This window comes from Haloferax sp. AB510 (assembly GCF_024136985.1).
In the GTDB taxonomy this organism is placed as follows: Archaea; Halobacteriota; Halobacteria; order Halobacteriales; family Haloferacaceae; genus Haloferax.
The window spans coordinates 22435-39013 of the sequence record NZ_JAMYJY010000026.1 but is presented as its reverse complement, the minus strand read 5'-3'; the positions used below and the strand labels follow the sequence as shown (position 1 = coordinate 39013).

General features: G+C 65.4%; 12 protein-coding genes and 1 pseudogene. 8 read left to right on the top strand and 5 right to left on the bottom strand.

Features of this window, described 5'->3' with window-relative positions; translation table 11 throughout:
* From NKF06_RS07200 to NKF06_RS07185, 4 genes and pseudogenes are all read left to right on the top strand, one after another.
* A pseudogene (locus NKF06_RS07200) lies at positions 1-461 on the top strand (UxaA family hydrolase); the annotation flags it as partial.
* A 94-nt stretch (positions 462-555) separates the two neighbouring features.
* Positions 556-1875 carry an MFS transporter gene (locus tag NKF06_RS07195; RefSeq protein WP_253244963.1) on the top strand — a complete coding sequence of 440 codons (1320 nt, stop codon included), beginning with the start codon at positions 556-558 and terminating at the stop codon, positions 1873-1875.
* Positions 1876-1918: 43 nt separating this feature from the next.
* Positions 1919-2944: a Gfo/Idh/MocA family oxidoreductase gene (locus NKF06_RS07190; RefSeq protein WP_253244962.1), complete on the top strand. Its 1026-nt coding sequence runs from the start codon at positions 1919-1921 to the stop codon at positions 2942-2944.
* A 78-nt stretch (positions 2945-3022) separates the two neighbouring features.
* Positions 3023-4144 carry a Gfo/Idh/MocA family oxidoreductase gene (locus NKF06_RS07185; RefSeq protein ID WP_058828639.1) on the top strand — a complete coding sequence of 374 codons (1122 nt, stop codon included), beginning with the start codon at positions 3023-3025 and terminating at the stop codon, positions 4142-4144.
* 135 nt (positions 4145-4279) lie between these two features.
* Here NKF06_RS07185 and NKF06_RS07180 read toward each other — a convergent pair whose 3' ends face one another.
* Both NKF06_RS07180 and NKF06_RS07175 read right to left on the bottom strand, forming a co-directional pair.
* Positions 4280-5395 (bottom strand): ABC transporter ATP-binding protein, encoded by a 1116-nt coding sequence (locus NKF06_RS07180; protein WP_253244961.1) that lies wholly within the window; start codon positions 5393-5395, stop codon positions 4280-4282.
* The gene (locus tag NKF06_RS07175) at positions 5392-6453 is read right to left on the bottom strand and encodes an ABC transporter ATP-binding protein (protein ID WP_253244960.1); all 1062 of its coding nucleotides are present in this window, start codon (positions 6451-6453) and stop codon (positions 5392-5394) included. Before NKF06_RS07175 ends, NKF06_RS07180 begins: the two co-directional genes overlap by 4 nt.
* Positions 6454-6668: 215 nt before the next feature.
* On the opposite strand from NKF06_RS07175, the gene NKF06_RS07170 reads away from it, so the two are divergent.
* Positions 6669-6887 (top strand): hypothetical protein, encoded by a 219-nt coding sequence (locus NKF06_RS07170; protein ID WP_058828641.1) that lies wholly within the window; start codon positions 6669-6671, stop codon positions 6885-6887.
* Between the two features lie 232 nt (positions 6888-7119).
* Here the strand turns inward: NKF06_RS07170 and NKF06_RS07165 are convergent, their stop codons facing one another.
* Both NKF06_RS07165 and NKF06_RS07160 read right to left on the bottom strand, forming a co-directional pair.
* Positions 7120-9243 carry an ABC transporter permease subunit gene (locus NKF06_RS07165; protein WP_253244959.1) on the bottom strand — a complete coding sequence of 708 codons (2124 nt, stop codon included), beginning with the start codon at positions 9241-9243 and terminating at the stop codon, positions 7120-7122.
* A 207-nt stretch (positions 9244-9450) separates the two neighbouring features.
* Entirely contained in the window at positions 9451-11547 is a 2097-nt protein-coding gene (locus tag NKF06_RS07160) for an ABC transporter substrate-binding protein (RefSeq protein WP_253244965.1), read from the bottom strand.
* Positions 11548-11702: 155 nt separating this feature from the next.
* Here NKF06_RS07160 and NKF06_RS07155 point away from each other — a divergent pair, with 155 nt between their 5' ends.
* The 3 genes from NKF06_RS07155 (at position 11703) to NKF06_RS07145 (ending at position 15142) form a co-directional block, all read left to right on the top strand.
* On the top strand, positions 11703-11945 hold the full coding sequence (locus NKF06_RS07155) for a hypothetical protein (RefSeq protein WP_233512067.1): 243 nt from the start codon (positions 11703-11705) through the stop codon (positions 11943-11945).
* Between the two features lie 490 nt (positions 11946-12435).
* On the top strand, positions 12436-13491 hold the full coding sequence (locus NKF06_RS07150) for an alpha/beta fold hydrolase (protein ID WP_253244958.1): 1056 nt from the start codon (positions 12436-12438) through the stop codon (positions 13489-13491).
* A gap of 112 nt (positions 13492-13603) precedes the next feature.
* A complete protein-coding gene (locus NKF06_RS07145) occupies positions 13604-15142 on the top strand; it encodes a glycosyl hydrolase family 28 protein (protein WP_253244957.1) in 1539 nt (512 codons plus the stop codon).
* Between the two features lie 48 nt (positions 15143-15190).
* On the opposite strand, the gene NKF06_RS07140 is transcribed toward NKF06_RS07145, so the two are convergent.
* Entirely contained in the window at positions 15191-16567 is a 1377-nt protein-coding gene (locus NKF06_RS07140; RefSeq protein ID WP_253244956.1) for a DUF362 domain-containing protein, read from the bottom strand.
* Positions 16568-16579 lie beyond the last annotated feature (12 nt).

The window sequence follows — 16579 nt, the reverse complement described above, 5'->3', positions numbered from 1 at the left end:
ACCGCCCCGCGAGAGCGACGCGCGTCGGAACGGAGGCGGCGGCCCAAGGCTTCGAGGCCGCCACGGGATTCATCGGCGACGCACCGGTCGCGGGTGTCGCGGCGTACGGCGAGCGGGTCGGCGATGGGGACGCCGCGGGTGAGGGCGGGGTAACACTACTGGATGCGCCCTCCCGTGTCGAAGAGGCCGCGACCGGCCTCGCCGCCGCGGGCGCGCATCTCGTCCTCCACGTCACGGGACAGGGGACGCCCGCCGGCCATCCCATCGTTCCGGTGGTGAAGCTCTCCGGCGACGCAGACACCCTAGCGGCCGTCCCCGGTGGCATCGACCTCGATGCCCGCGAGGCGGACGCGGACGACCTCGAATCGCTCCTTCTCGCCGTCGCCGACGGCGACCGGACGTGCGCCGAGCAACACGGACTCACGGAGTTCGCCATCGCCCGCGCCGGTCCGTCGACCTGAGCCCGTTCCGGCAATTCGGACGTGTCAGTGAGGTGAACGTGTCGCCTTCCGCCTCGCCAATCTTTATTGGGTGGTAGTGTCACACCGAGTCGTAGTGGTAGTCAATCAGCAGGCTCGACCAGCGAGTCGAGGGCAGCGAAGCGCACTCGCACTCATCGGCGTCTCCCGCGTCGCGTGCGGGTCGCTCTTCGGGACGGCGATGGCGCTCTACATCGGAGAACAGGGGTCGCCATTCGAGGTGACCCTCGCGTACGCGGCGTTCTCCTTCGGACTGTTCGTGTTCGCCCCGGTCTGGGGCGCAATCGCCGACATCACGGGACGGCGGCGCGCGATACTCATCGGCACCGCGTTTCTCTCGACGCTCGCCGTCGTTCCGTTAACGGTCAGCGCGTCGGTTCCGCTCCAAATCGCCTGTCGTGGCCTCTTCGCGGTGTTCACCGCCGGTTTCCAGTCGGTGATTCTCACTATCGTGAGCGAGTCGGGCGGCGAGTCGGAGCGCGGACGCTCCATCGGTTTCTACAGCAGCGCTCGCTCTACCGGGGCTATCAGCGGTCGACTGTTCGTCGGCTATCTCGTCGGCTTGCTCGTGCCGACCGACCTCTATCTCGTCGTCGTCGGTCTCGGCCTCGTGGCGACGCTCCTCACGCTCCGCATCGCCGACCCAACGCCGCCGTCCGAAGAGACACTAACTACGGGTCGACTCCTGGGGGAAGTCCGCGGGCGACTCCTCCCCGGTGGCGCGCGGCGGGAACTGTTCGACCGGACCGGACTCGGCTGGCTGTACGTCGGTATCGTCCTCCGGAACATGACCGAGAAGGGTTTCATCTCGGTCGTCCCGGTGTTCCTCGTCGCCGACGTGGGGCTCTCGAACGTCGTCATGGGCGCCGTGCTCGCGGTCAGTCCCGCGGTCCGAGTCGTCTCGATGTACGGCTTCGGTCGCCTGAGCGACAGCATCGGCCGGAAGAAGCTCATCGTGGGCGGCCTCGCCGGCAGCGGCATACAGGCGCTCGTCGTCGTGCTCGCGCTCGTCCCCGACGGGCAGCTCGCCCGCATCGGTATCAGCAGCACCGCCTTCGTCGTCCACGCGGTCACGTTCTCGATGCTCACCGTGGGGACCATCGCCTTCGTCGCCGACGTGGCCCCCGTCGACCGCGAGTCCGAACTGATGGGACTTCGCTCGACGCCCGCGGTCTCGGCGGCGTTCTCGGACCGCTTCTCGTCGGCGTGCTCGCCACCCGGTTCGACTACGCCACGGCGTTCGTCTGCACCAGCGTCCTCGCGTTCGTCGCCGCCGGGCTGGTCGGGCGGACGCTCACCGAGAGCTTCTCACCCGAGTGAGCCGCTCCACGCCGTACAACCGTCCGACACGCTGGTAAACGCTTATCACGCCGCCCGCTGTCGTTCGAGTCGATGACGCCTACAGTCGCCACTTCCCCTTCGCCCGACGGTGAGCGCCGATGACCGAGACGCCGATTCGGGTCGGCATCGTCGGCTGTGCGAGTATGGGCCGGTCCCACGCCGAAGCGCTCGCGGACATCGACGGTGCCGAACTCGTTGGCTGTGCGGACCACACCCCGGAGACCGCCCAGTCGTTCGGCGAGACGCACGGCTGTCCGTCGTACACTTCCCACGCCGACCTGTTCGCCGACGCAGCCCTCGACGCTGTCTGCGTCTGCACGCCCAATGGGGCCCACCGCGACATCGTCGTTGACGCCGCGGCGGCGGGCATCGACGTGCTCTGCGAGAAACCGCTGGAAATCACGCCCGGCCGCGTCGACGATATGGTCGTCGCCTGCCGCGACGCCGGCGTCACCCTCGCTTGCATCCTTCAGCGGCGGCTGTTTCCCACGATGCAGTTCGCTCGTGAGGTAGTCGGCGACGGTCGACTCGGACGACTCGTGTTCGCCGACGTGCGGGTGAAGTGGCACCGCGACCGCTCGTACTACGACGGCTCCTCGTGGCACGGGAGCGCCGACCTCGACGGCGGCGTCCTGTTCACGCAGGCGCTCCACGGTATCGACCTGCTCCAGTGGGTCGCCGGCGACGTGTCACGGGTTGCCGGCACCGGCGACGCGCTGTATCACGACATCGAAGCTCCCGATACGGCCGCGCTCTCGCTCCGGTTCGAGGACGGCGCGCTCGGGCAGGTGTCGGCGACGACGGCGACGCGGCCCCAACAGGCCATCAGCCTCGAATTCAACGGGACGGAGGGAACGCTTCGTGTCACCGAGACGGGCGTCGAACTGTTCGAGGTGAACGGGGAGAAACAGCCCGTCGAACTCCCCGACCCGCGCCCCGACGGCCCGCACGTCGCCCAGATACGCGACTTCGTCGAGGCCGTCTCGGAGGGCCGACCGCCGATGGTGCCGCCGGACGAGGCGAGAAAGGGAGTAGACATCGTCTTCGCCGCCGAGCGCTCGGACAGTCGCGGCGAGTGGGTGTCGGTGTCGTCTGTCGGCGACCTCCGCGACGCGGACGACTGAGCGTGCTGACTCGCCCGACGACTTCTCTCCGTCTTCGCCCGTCAACAGCTATTTCAGTCTCTCCCGCGTCGCCCCGGTATGGAGAGTGTGACTCTCGGTATCATCGGTTGTGGAGCCATCAGCGACGTGTACTTCGAGGCGGGGAACCGCTTCGACGCCCTCGACATCGTCGCCTGCGCCGACCTCGACACGGACCGCGCGGAGTCGAAGGCGGACGAGTACGGCGTCCCCCACGTTCTCCCGACTGAGGACCTGCTCGCGGACCCCGAAATCGACGTGGCGGTCGTGCTCACGCCGGCGGGAACCCACGGTGACCTCGTGTCTGCCGCCCTTCAGGCGGGCAAACACGCCTACACCGAAAAGCCGCTCGCGGCGACGAAGGCCGAAGGTGAGGCGATTCTGGAGACTGCCGCCGAGCGCGGACTGACCGTCGGCGTCGCGCCCGACACCGTCCTCGGAACCGGCATCCAGACCTGTCGCGACCTCATCGACGAGGGCCGCATCGGCGACCCCGTCGGCGCGACGGCGTTCTGGTCGAATCACGGCCACGAACACTGGCACCCTGACCCCGACGGCTTCTACGCTGAAGGCGGCGGCCCGCTTTTCGACATGGGGCCGTACTATCTCACGTCGCTCGTGACGCTCCTCGGTCCGATTCAGTCGGTCGCCGGCACCGCGAACACGCCGTTCGAAGAGCGCGAGATAACGAGCGAGCCGCGCCGCGGCGAGCGGATTCCGGTGTCGGTGCCGACCCACGAGACAGCCGTCGTGACTTTCGAAAACGGCGCGACGGGGACGCTCCTGACGAGTTTCGACGTATGGGGGTCCGAACTGCCGGGGTTCGAGATTTACGGCACCGAGGGGACGCTGAGCGTCACCAACCCCAACCGGTTCGACGGGACGCCTCGCGTCCATCTCAGCGACGACGACGACGGCGAGTGGCGCGAGGTTCCCGTCGAGCGCGACCACCCCGGCCAACAGCGCGGCCTCGGCCTCGTCGACCTCGCGTACTCGCTCGACGCCGACTGGGACCACCGGACCAGCGGCGACCTCGGATTCCACGTCCTCGAAGCGATGGACGGCATCCGCGAATCCGCCGAGGAGGGCGCGTACGTCCAGCTCTCGGCGCAGTGCGAGCGCCCGCCGTCGGTCCCCGACGGCTTCCCGACTGACGTCGGGCCCGCGGGCGACGCGGAGTGAACTCGGGAGCGAACAGGGAATCAGTACGGAGTAAAAGCGGACGCCGGTACGGGAGCGAAAACAGGCATCGGTGCCGGTACCGGGTCCGGTGTTGGCGACGGCGTCCGAACGATAGTTCGAATCGAGGCTTTTCTTTCAGTCGGCCGGTTGTTCCGCGTCGTCGGCGACGCCGATGTCGAGGTCGTCGGTGAGCGGCTCGCTGTTCCGGTAGTCGATTCTGTCGTGCGCGTCGAAGCAGGCCGCCTCGTGGCGGTCCGACGGGCCGCTCATACCGGAGAGGTCCGGCGTGTTCGACGTGCAGTACTCTCGCGCCTCGGGACAGCGGGTGTGGAATCGACAGCCGCTCGGCGGGTTCTCCGGGTCCGGGATGTCGATTTTCCTGACCGGCGGCGTCTCGATGGGGTCGTTTATCTCCGAGAGGCCGGAGGTCGCCCACAGGAGGCTCTTGGTGTACGGGTGCTGGGGGTTCTTGATAATCTCGTCCGCCGGGCCGATTTCGACGATGCGGCCGAGGTACATGACGGCGATGCGGCCGTCGGCGCGACCGGCGAGGTACCGGGCGTTCGCCATGTTGTGCGAGATGAAGACGAACGAGGTGCTGAACATCTCCTGCAGTTCGAGGAGCAGGTCCATCAGGTTCACCCGAAGCGACACGTCGAGGGCGCTCACGGCCTCGTCGGCGAGGATGAGGTCCGGTTCGAGGAGCATCGACCGGACGATGACGGTCCGCTGGGCCTCCCCGCCGCTCAGTTGGTGGGGGTACCGCGAGGCGTAGTCGTCCGCGGGGGTGAGCCCGACCGTGTCGAGCATCTGGTGGACGAGCTCCCGCCGTTCGACGAGGTTGAGCTCCGGCCGCCACTTCTTCAGCGCCGGGTTGAGGTTCTTGAATATCGTCCGGTTGGGGTCAAGCGAGTTCCCGGCGTCCTGGTGAACCATCTGGAGCGACTTCCGAATCTCCTTGTACGGGATGTCGCCGGGTTCGAGGTCGGACTTCCAGATGTCCTGCCCGCGGAAGCGGACCGTCCCCGAGGTGGGACGCTGGAGGCCGATCATGGCCTTTCCGAGCGTCGTCTTGCCGCAGCCGGACTCGCCGACGAGCGCGACCACGTCGTTCTCGCCGATGTCGAGCGAGACGTTGTCGACGGCGCGGACGACGCCCTTGTCGTCGCCGAGGAAGCGGTCGAGAATGCCCTCGTTGCCGCCGAAGTGGACGCTCAGGTCGTCGACGCGGAGCAGGGGGTCGTCGCTCATTTCGAGACCTCCTTCTTGAGGGGAATCGTCTCACGGGCTTCGTCGGTGTAGAAGCACGCGGCTCCGTGGTCCTCGGACACCTCGATGAGGTCCGGGTTCGTCGCCCGGCACTGCTCGTCGGCGAGCGGGCATCGGGTGTGGTACGAACAGCCCTTCGGAACGTTCAGCGGGTCGGGACTCGTCCCCTCGATGGACGCCATCTCGTCGAGGTCGGCGTCGATGTCGGGTATCGAGTTGAGTAGCTCCCGCGTGTAGGGGTGGGCGGGGTCCATGACGATGTCCTGCACCGGGCCGAGTTCGAGCAGTTCGAAGGCGTACATCACCGCGAGGCGGTCGGAGATGCGCGCGACGTGGCTCAGGTCGTGCGTCACGATGACGATGGTGAGGTCGTACTCGGTTTTCAGCTCCGAGAGGAGCTTCAGAATCGACTGCTGCATCAGGAGGTCGAGCGCGGCGGTCGGCTCGTCCATCACGAGCACGTCGGGGTCGAGGATGAGGCTCAGCGCGATGAGCGCGCGCTGTTTCATCCCGCCGGAGAGCTCGTGGGGGTACGCGTCGAGGACGCGGTCGGGTTCGAGGTGCACGTCGGAGATGAGCTGTCGGGCGCGCTCCATCCCCTCTTGGATGTCGTAGTCGTGCGCGCGGAGCGTCTCGACGAAATGGTCGCCGATGCTGAGCGTCGGATTGAACGAGTCGAGCGCCCCTTGGACCACCATCGAGACGCGCTCCCAGCGGAACCGGCGAAGCACCTCTTTGCTCAGGTCGTTGACCTTGATTGGCTCGCCGCCCTCCGGCGGGTTGAACACCACGTCGCCGGTGAGCGTCCCCGGCGAGTCGATGGCGTCGAGCATGGAGTCCGCCAGCATCGATTTGCCGGACCCGGACTCGCCGACGACGCCGAGGACTTCTCCCCGCCGGACGTTTATCGACACGTCGTCGAGGACTCGCGCGTCCCCGCGTTCCATCGCGAACGCGACGCTCGCGTTCGTTATCTCTAAGACGTTGTGCTCGGCCGTCGGCTCGTCTGGCATCTTCTGTTTGGTGTGTTGTGTCGCCATGGTCAGTCCCTCTCGTCGGTTCGTACGGCGGGCGAGCGACCCCACCCGTCACGCGTGCCTATCGTCAACATGTGACCGTAGTAGGAATCTATCACGTTCAATACTACTTAATACTTTCCGCCGCCGCAGTCGAGGAGCGTCGATATCGGGGCCTTCGGACGGTTCGGCTGCCGATACCGGCAAGCTATAAGTTCGTCCGCGATGTCCGTGCTGACATGGCGCAAGCGCAAACGCGACAGAACGTACTGTGGACAGTTCGCTCCAAGATCGGCGGTATCACCTCGACGGTGATTCTCCTCGGAGCGCTGTTGATTCTCTTCGGTGCCGCCCTTCAGACCGGCGTCTGGGCGGGAATGTTCGGAATAATCGGAGGATTGCTGGTGTTCGTCGCCGTCGCGTTCCGGGTACTGATCTGGGCGTACCGGCTGTTCTGATCACATCATGGTGAATCCGTAGTACACCCCGATGAGCAGGATCACGAGTATCACGAGGCCGAGCAGGTACCGCGTCGTATTTCCTTCTTTCTCCACTTTCATGGTTGAAGTCCGTTTCGTAGGTCGATAGCACGTGTGTTAACCTTTTCCCTGAGACAGCGTGACGCGGCCGCTCTCGGGTCGAGATAATCGAAAAAACAGCGACGTGAAACGGACCGGCTGGTCCGGTTGGTTAGTCCGCGGCCGATGCGGCACCGTCGCCGCCTTCCGAACCGCCGCGACCGCCTTCCATGTCGTCGGTCGAGACGGTCGCCGCGTGGCGGGCGCGGAGACGGGGGTTGAACAGTCGGTCCGTCCCCTGTGCGAACAGCTGGAGGCCGTACGTCATCGTGACGATGAACAGTATCGGCGCGAGCAGCCAATGGAAGCGGTCCATGCCGGACAGCGCGCCGCCGTTGCGAGCGATGTTGAGGACGACGCCCCAGTTGCTCGTCGTGAACGGCAGCACGCCGATGAAGTACAGGCCGACGGACTCCATCAGGATGTTCCGCATGGAACCGACGGTCCCCATCGTCAGCATCGGCATGAGCCGGGACATGACGTTCTTCGAGAGGATGCTCGACGTGGGTAGTCCCAGCACGCGCGAGGCCTCGACGTGGGACTCACCGCGGATGGTGAGCACCTGCGAGCGGAGCTGTCGGGCCAAGCGTGGCCAGTTGTCGATGGCCAGCACGAACCCAACGAACACCGGACTCTTCGGTTCGAGAATCACCGCGAGGACGATGACGAGCGCCAGGCCGGGGATGTTCATCATCACGTCGGTCACCGTCATGAGCACCTTGTCGATGACGCCGCCGAGGTAGCCGGACGTGACGCCGAAGAAGATGGCGAGCCCGAGCGTGACGAGGGCCCCCGACAGCATCATGACGAGCATCGGACGGGTCGCGAGCACCTGCTGTGCGAGGAGGTCGCGGCCGATGTCGTCGGTGCCGAGCGGGTAGCGCATGTTCTCTAGCGGTTGCAGGAGAATCGGTCCCTGCATCGGTCTGACCTCGGGGACGATGTACGGCCCGAACAGCCCGAGGAACCCGAAGATGCTGAGGATTATCGCGCCGACCCGCGCCCGCGGCGAGGTCCAGATGATGCGGAACGGGGTCAGGAGGCTCTGGTCGATTCGCTCTTTGATGTACTCCCCGCGCGAGAAGTCGGAGCTATCGACGTCGAAGCTCATCGCACCGCTGGCCGAGATGCGGTTGCCCTCGATGCGGTCGTCGATGGTCTCGGTCTTGTCCGCGCCGCCCCGCAGGCGGTTGACGAACCGCTGGAGGGTTTCGCGGTACGACCGCGAGTAGGACTCACGCTGGGTGTGACCGGCGCGGGGGTCGATGAAGCCGTAGGTGAAGTCGGCGATGAGCAGGCCGACGACGGTGACGATGGTAAAGAGGATGACCGCCGCCATGACCGTCGTGTAGTCCCGCGCCATCGTGGCCTCGTAGAAGTAAAAGCCCATGCCGCGGTATCGGAATATCTGCTCCATGATGACCGAGCCGCCGAACAGGCTGGCGAGGCCTGCCATGAGGCCGGTGTACATCGGCAGCATCGAGTTCCAGCCGATGTACCGCAGTTGAATCCGGCTGTCGGGCAGTCCCCTGAGTTCCGCCACGTCGACGTAGTCCTCACCGATGATGCGGGTACAGTGCGCGCGGAACTCGAGGCCGCCCCACGAGGTCAGCGCGAACGACATGATGGGCAGCGCCGCGTGTCGCAGCACGCTGGCCATGAATTCGATGTTGAACCCGGGCGTGAGCGCGTTGTCGTACCGCCCTCCGTTGGGGAAGAACTCGGTGCCGAATCCGAGCGTGAACAGCAGCACGAGGCCGACGATGTAGTACGGGACGGCGTCGGAGAAGATGACGAAGTAACTCCCGACAACGTCCCAAGTGTCGCCCTCGTGGACGGCGAGGAAGCCGCCGATGAGGAACACCATGATGGTGCCGATGACGAGGGCGAAAAGCGAGACGAACATCGTCCACGGGATGGCCGGTCCGAGAACGCTCCAGACCGGGTCCGCGTAGAAGATAGACCGCCCGAAGTCTAGTTGCGCAACCGATACGATGTATTCGACGTACGCCTGCAGCATCGGCTTGTCCGGGTTGACGTTCGAGTACATCTCGACCATCTGGTTGAGGCGGGTCGACGAAACCGCCCCTCCGGACCGCTGTCTGATCTGCGCGGCGATGTAGTCCATCGGTCCGCCCGGTATGAGCCGAACCGTCACGAACGAGAACGTGATCGCCGCCCAGACCGTTATCAGGGCCTGCGCTATCCGACGCACGTAGTAATTTTTCTCGACCATCCTTGCTAGTTCTTACCTCTCATGTGGGTACTTAATTATTATTAATAGGGCTACTTTCGTCCGCACTCGACCGAACCGACCTCGCCGTCGTCGCGTCCGGAGGCGGCGCGTTGCGCCCCCGGACGAGGAGTTCACCGCATGGCTGATACGTTCTGACTGACTCGGTGAGACGACGGGTTCTCGTTCAGGTGGCGGCGCCCGGTTCGGTTACTGGCCTCCCTCCGCCGGGTGGAAGTATTCGGTTCCCATCTTGGCCATGTACTGGCAGTAGGAGTACTGACCGATCTCGACGATTTCGTAGCGGTACGCCGGGTTCAGGTTGTTGTTTGGCGGCTTCGTCGCCCAGTTGTCGTGATTCAGCCAGTAGCCACCCGTGCCGCCCTCCTCGTTGATGAGCATCATCGGGAGCGACTGGTTGAATATCCACGAGACTTCCGCGACCTTCTGTCTGCGCTCTTCGTCGGACATCTGCGTCCGGAGCTCGTTGAGCTTGTTGATGACGTCGACCTCTTGGAGGTCGCCGGTCGGGTCGCCGATGGGGTACGGCACCTCGACGACGCGGTCCATCGCCCAGCTGTCGTTGCTCGGAAGCGGCTGTCCGGACAGCGACTCTTGGACTCTGAAGGAGTTCGAGAAGCCGAGGAACGGCGGGCCGGATTTCGCGCCGCCCCAGTTGTCGAACAGCAGCTCCCAGTCGCCGGATTCCATGGTCTTGCCGGCGCGGATCGTCGACTCCTGTGCGGTCACTTCCGTCTGGAGACCGAAACTGTCCAGGTAGGACTTCGCGATCTGCGCGAACCGCAGGGCCATCGGCTCCTCGTCGGACGTGGCCGTGTAGAACCGGAGGGTGACGTTCTCGCCGTTCGGGTCCTTCCAGCGGTTGCCCGACTTCGAGAAGCCGGCGGCCTCGAGGAGTTCGGTCGCCCGCTGTTCGTCCACGTCGTCTTCGGTGTGGGCGTACCGCTCGAGCTTCGCGAGGTCGCCGCTCGGCCAGTTCGAGTTCCCGCCGAACCATGGCACTTCCTTGTCCTGCCCGATACCGGACGGAATGCGGTCTTCGACCCAGTAGGTGCCGTAGTCCGGAACCCATTCGACGAGCGGCTTCCGGGGGACGATGTGGTGAATCGCCTTCCGGACGCGCGGGTCGCCGGTGATGTCGCTCTGACAGTTGAGCAGGACGCCCATCGCCCCGCTGCGCATCTGCGGCGTGATCTGGTCCTCGGAGAGGCTGTCGGCCGGCCCCCACCCGTTCTCCTTGAGTCGGTCACGGGCTGACTGCGACTCCGGCGGGTAGCTCACGTCGATGACGCCTTCCTGCATCGCCTTGGTCCGCTGTTGCTGGTTCGGGTAGCGGTGCCAGTCGAGGCTGTAGTCTATCATGTCGCCCGTGATTTCGCCGCTCGACCACTCGGCGTCGCTGAAGGGGCTGACGTAGTCGTCGTAGGGTTCGAAGTGCGCGACGTTCTCCTCCCCACTGACGAACTCCCAGACGGAGTTCCCCGGGACGTTCGCGTTGTCCCAGACGTTCTTTTGAACCGCCTGCATCATCTCCTGCTGGGCAGAGGTCCGTTCCGAGTCGGTGGTGGCGTCGTCGAACATCTCGGCGTACTTCCCCCAGATGTCCCGGTGCGCCCAGAGCCACGCGCGGCGCTTCATATGACCGAACTCGAATATCTCCCGGCTGATGTCTGGCTCGACCAGGTCGAACGTGAGTTCGTACTTCCCGGTCGTCTCCACGTTCTCGTACAGCGGTTGCGCGCCGTAGCCCTTGTGGACGGTCTGCATCAGCTTGCCGATTTTGAGCTGGGTCGCCACGTCCTCCGCGGTTAGGTCGTCGCCGTTGTGCCACGTGTAGCTGTCGCGGACGTTCCACGCGACCTGTCCGTTGTCGGCGTACTCCCAGTCTTCGATGACCATCCCCTTCGTCTTGTTCGACACCTTGTCGTGGACGGCCAACTGGTCGAACATCGCCCAGTACCACCGGAACGAGAAGTTCGCGGCGTTACCGTAGGGGTTGAATCGAGCGTTCGTCGGCGCGAGCGAGATGATGTGGTCGAGCGTTCGACCCGACGACTGGCCGGTCGAATCGCCCTCGGTCGTTGTGCTCCCGCCGCCACCACCCTCGTTCTCGAGCGGCGTCGGCGTGTCTTCGTTACCACCACTACTACAACCGGCCAGCGCGGCGGCGCCGGCCGTGGCACCGAACGCGTTTCGAAGCAGACGACGGCGTGTCTGTGGTGATACGTCTTCCCACTCGTCATCGCTGATCCACTTGTCGGACTCAGCGCTGCTTTGCGAATCCATCACACAGTATCCATTATGACTATCCCATATATACCCATCGATAATGGTAATTATCTACTGACAATTATTTGATTGCGCGGCCGCGCTCGTGTCCCTCGCGACGCGCGGGGCGGTCCCCCAAAGGACTATTATCCCGTTTTGCGAAATCGCCGGTAATGGGAACCTCAGAACAGTCGTACTTCAAATGTTGGATCTGCCGAAAGAAGATGCTGTGGACGAGCGTGCTCTCGTTCACGCTGCTCATCGTCGTGCTCGGCCTCCTCGCGATGACGGGCATCGAGCGCGGGACCGCGTCGTACGTCGTCCTCATGATGGACTTCGCCCTCGCCGGCGTGCTCCTCGCGACCGTCGGCGTCGTCTTCTGGCGGTGCGGCTATCTGAGTGACGCCCTCGAGTGAACGCGTTCGGCTTCTGTTTTCTCCCGTCGTCTCTGCCGACTCGGATCATCGTCGTTCTTCATATCACGGTGTCATCTCCGCCGCTATCTTGCCGCAGTCTCCCGATTCACGCGCCAAATCTGTAATTTAGTTGTCTTCTTTTGTTCGCGTATGGGGAACCCAACATGCGAATCCGACTGAGTGTCCTCGCTGAGCGGCGTCCCAGTCATCGCCGGGAATCCCAAAATCGTCGTATCTAGGTTCTCTACTGGGTGAAGTCGGATCAGAAACGGACCGCAACCCGCCGTGACGACGCTACAACCGTAATGCTCCTTTTCCCGATTTCAGACCGGTTCGTTCTCCATCGAAAACGACCGAAAATGGATGAGTGGTGGGTTCTGCGTCCTGTTTTCTTCACAGCCAACTCTGTTCGCCTACGGGGAACAATTCTTCCGGTCCGCGACGCCGACACGCACTTGTGAACCCACCGCGTTCGTCGGAACGACACCGAATGACTGGCTTCGACTACGACGACTGGTTCGACGGCGTCCTCCGAGCGACCGACCGCTCGGTCGCGTACGCGGGTGAGACGGGACCGGAGTTCGAGGCGTGGCAGGAGTCGTTCCGCGACGAACTACGCGACGTGCTCGGATTTCCGGCGATGCGTGACCGCGCCGTCGAGGGCATCGACCCAAATCGACGGGAGCGTCCGGAAGCGACGGTTCAACACCGGGGTTACGAGCGACAGACGTGGAGCGTCCGCACCGAACGGGGGTTTCGCGTCCCGTTCTACCTGCTTCTCCCCGACTCGGTGGACCCGCCGTATCCGGTCGTCGTCGCGCTTCACGGCCACACCGAACACGGCAAAGACCTCGCCGCCGGCGTCGCCGAGGGCGAGGCGGCCAGCCGCCACATCGACGACGACCGGCGGGACATCGCTCGACAGGCGGCCCGGCGGGGCTTCGCCGTCGTCGCCCCAGACATGCGCGCCTTCGGCGAACTGCATCCCGACGCGGCCGACGAGTCGGACGAGTCCGATGCTGTCAACCCGTGTACGTACTGGCAGAAACGCGCCCAGCTTCTCGGCCGGTCGCTCGTCGGCGAGCGCGTGTGGGACGTGCGCCACTTGGTCGACTTCGCCGAGGGGCACTCCGCGCTCGATGCCGACCGACTAGCCGTCTGCGGCCACTCCGGCGGCGGAACCGTCGCGCTCCTCGCGGGCGTGCTCGACGACCGAATCGGGCACGTCGTCGCCTGCGCGTCGGTCTGTCCGTTCGAGGACTCCATCGTTCCCATCGACCACTGTCTGTGCAACTACGTTCCCGGTCTCCGACGCCTCGGCGAAGTGTGGGATATCGCCGGCCTCGTCGCTCCGCGGTCGCTCCGCATCGTTGCGGGCGAATCCGACCCCATCTTCCCGATAGCCGGGACGAGACGGGCGTTCGACCGAATCCGCGGGCGGTACCGCGCCGCGGATGCTGAGGGGAAGTGCAGCCTCTTCGTCGGCGACGGTGGCCACCGCTTCTTCGAGGCCGGCGCGTGGCCCTTCCTGCGCGACCGACTCTGAGCCGACGCGCTATCCCCGACTCCGCTTCCGTCTCTCGCCTCGCGTCGCCGATACCGGTGCCTCGTGGTACCCCAGCACAACGTTTATCAACGCGCTCGCGGATGCTTGAGGCGTGACTCTCGAACAGCGGAACGTGCGCGACTACGGTATCGAAGACGACGATTCGCTCGACACGGCGGCGATTCAGGCGGCGCTCGACGACTGCGCCGGCGAGGGCGGCGAGGTGTATCTCCCGCCGGGGACGTACCGAAGCGCCCCGCTCCGCGTCGGCGACGACACGACGTTCAGACTGGCAAACGGGGCGGAACTCCGGTTCGTCCAGGACTTCACCGAGTTCCCGACGGTCGAGAGCCGCTGGGAGGGGTGGGACCAAGACGGCTTCCACCCGTGTCTCCACGTGGCCGACGCCTCGAACGTCACCATCACCGGTGAGGGCGTCATCGACGGCGGCGGCTCCTACTGGTGGGAGTTCGTGTCGTTACCGCCCGAGGAGTACCCGCCCGCCCTCACCGAGCGTCTCGAAGAGATTCGACGCGGCAACCAGCAGGACGAGGTGAGCACGTTCACGGTGCGTCCGCCGCTGCTCCAGATAGACGGCTGTGAGAACGTGACCGTCTCCGGCGTGACGCTCCGGAACTCTCCGTTCTGGAACACGCACGTGGTCTACTCCGACGACGTGACGATTCACGACGTGTCGATTCAGAACCCGCCGGACGCCCCGAACGGCGACGGCATCGACATCGACTCCTCGCGCTTTGTCAGGGTCAGCGACACCCACATCGACGCCGGCGACGACGCCATCTGCCTGAAGTCCGGCAAGGACGAGCAGGGCCGCGAGGTCGGACGCCCGACCGAGAACGTCGTCGTGACCAACTGCACGGTCGAACACGGCCACGGCGGCGTCGTCATCGGGAGCGAGACGGCCGGCGACGTGCGGCACGTCACCGTCACGAACTGCACCTTCACCGACACCGACCGCGGCATCCGCATCAAGTCTAAGCGCGGCCGCGGCGGGACGGTCGAGGACCTCCGGTTCGACACCATCATCATGCGCCGCGTCGCCTGCCCGTTCGTCATCAACGGCTACTACCAGACGGACATCGACAGCGACCCCAAGCCCGTCACCGAGGCGACGCCGAACGTCCGCAACGTCGACTTCCACCACATCACCGCCGAGGAAGTCGAGTCGGCGGCGTTCCTCGCCGGCCTCCCCGAACAGCGGTTCGAGGGCATCTCCTTTACCGACGTGGACATCGACGCGACCCGCCCGTTCGACGCCTCGGACCTCTCGCCCGCGATGGCGAAGGGGTACGACCAACGACACGGCGTCTTCTGTAAGTCGCTCGGCAGCGTCTCGTTCCGAGACGTTCGCGTGACGGTCCCCGACGGAATCGGGACTCCGCTGACCGCGGAAGCGAGTTCGACCGTCGTCCTCGACGGGTTCGAGGCCGAGACAGACGAGGGGCCAGCAGTCGAGGCAGACGGCGTCGAGAACCTCCGAATCGGCGGCTGCGTCGCCCCCGACGACGGCGAAGCGTTCGCTCGCGTCCGCGACGAGGGCGACGGCGAGTCCTCGGTGCTCCTCGCGGGCAACTACGGCGACATGGCCGAGGCCGTCGTCTCAGTACAGCCAGAGACGGTCGAGCGGTAGGCGACGCCCGACACACTCGTTTTCCCGAAAAAGACGCTTCTGCGCGCTTCAGCCCCGGAGCGACGGCGCGGCGAACTGCCCGTCTTCGAACGCTATCGGCGAGGGCTCTTCGACCACGCGGAGGTCGTCGCGGTCGCGGGCCTCCTCGACGAGCGCCGGCGAGGCGTACAGCCGGTGGAGGTGCATGGTGTCGGCCGCGCGGACGACCCGGACCGTTTCGGGGTCGACGACGCCGATGGTCGACAGCGCGGCGACCACGCCCGCACGGTCGGTCTCGACGACGGGCGGGAGCTTCACGCCGCGGATGGTGCTCGCGGTGAGCGCGTTGATGAGCGTCGTCTGCGCGTCCAACTCGGCGACGATGTCCTCGTGAATCACGTCCGCCGACCCGACGCCCATCGCGTTGCCGTGAGTCTTTTCGGTTAGCCCGTGGGTGTAGATGCGCTTGATGTTCGGCTTCTCGGGTGCGGGCTCGTTGATGGAAAACGGCCGGCGGCCGATGACGTTCGTGTCCATCCCCTGCCCGCTAATCTCCTTGCCCTGTCGGTCGAACACGACCAAATCGAGCTCCTCGAACGGGAGCTTCGGCATCAGTTCGTACGCGGTTTCGAGCAGTTCGCGCTCGCGGTCGAGGAAGCCCGACGGGGGAACGCCCTCGATGAGCGTGGTGTCGTCGTGTTGGTCTTCCACGATTGCGACGCCGCCGACGATGGGAAGCGAGTCCAAGAGTTGCTCGGTTATCTCGGGAATCATCCGCCGGAACGACCAGTCGACCGCCCACTTGTGGGCGATTTGCGCGCCGCGCTGTTTGCCCATGCCGATGACGAGCATCTTCGACAGCCCGCTTTCGACCTCGCCGTCGAAGTCGGTGTGGGGCTTGACGCGGTTGACGGGGATGATGGCGTCCGCAGCCGCCGCGTTGGCGTCGGCGACGACGGGCACGTCGCGGTCCGGCGTGCGCCCGACCTCAACGACCTCCATGCTGGACCGAATTTCGCAGCCGATTCGTTCTTCGGTGACGCCGAGTTCGTTCAGCATCCCCCGCTGACCCTCGCCGGTCGCGCCGCCGTGGCTCCCCATCGCGGGGAACACGAACGGCTCGTAGCCCGCCTCGGAGACGGCGTCGACGACGCCCGCGACGATGTCGGGTATGTTCGCGATACCGCGGCTCCCCACGCCGAGTGCGACCTCGCCGCCGTCGGGAACGTCCGCGAACGACAGCGCGGCGACGGCCTCCGCGGCCGCCTCCGGAACCTCGGCCGTCGGAATCGGATTCGTCTCCCAGACCTGTTCGAGGATACCTAACTCGGGGAGCGGGGGGTTACCGCACGCTTCGAGGATAACGTCTTCCGGGACTGAGAGCCAGTCTACGGGGTTCTCGCCGTCATCTGTGTGCATGCGAAACTCGACGGCCGAGTTCGACATAAAACTGTTCGT

What these genes read in the sequence shown, in the direction of transcription:
- NKF06_RS07190 (WP_253244962.1), top strand. Translation starts at nt 1,919, where the DNA reads ATGACCGAGACGCCGATTCGGGTCGGCATCGTCGGCTGTGCGAGTATG.
- NKF06_RS07185 (WP_058828639.1), top strand. Translation starts at nt 3,023, where the DNA reads ATGGAGAGTGTGACTCTCGGTATCATCGGTTGTGGAGCCATCAGCGAC.
- NKF06_RS07180 (WP_253244961.1), bottom strand. Translation starts at nt 5,395, where the DNA reads ATGAGCGACGACCCCCTGCTCCGCGTCGACGACCTGAGCGTCCACTTC.
- NKF06_RS07175 (WP_253244960.1), bottom strand. Translation starts at nt 6,453, where the DNA reads ATGGCGACACAACACACCAAACAGAAGATGCCAGACGAGCCGACGGCC.
- NKF06_RS07170 (WP_058828641.1), top strand. Translation starts at nt 6,669, where the DNA reads ATGGCGCAAGCGCAAACGCGACAGAACGTACTGTGGACAGTTCGCTCC.
- NKF06_RS07165 (WP_253244959.1), bottom strand. Translation starts at nt 9,243, where the DNA reads ATGGTCGAGAAAAATTACTACGTGCGTCGGATAGCGCAGGCCCTGATA.
- NKF06_RS07160 (WP_253244965.1), bottom strand. Translation starts at nt 11,547, where the DNA reads ATGGATTCGCAAAGCAGCGCTGAGTCCGACAAGTGGATCAGCGATGAC.
- NKF06_RS07155 (WP_233512067.1), top strand. Translation starts at nt 11,703, where the DNA reads ATGGGAACCTCAGAACAGTCGTACTTCAAATGTTGGATCTGCCGAAAG.
- NKF06_RS07150 (WP_253244958.1), top strand. Translation starts at nt 12,436, where the DNA reads ATGACTGGCTTCGACTACGACGACTGGTTCGACGGCGTCCTCCGAGCG.
- NKF06_RS07140 (WP_253244956.1), bottom strand. Translation starts at nt 16,567, where the DNA reads ATGTCGAACTCGGCCGTCGAGTTTCGCATGCACACAGATGACGGCGAG.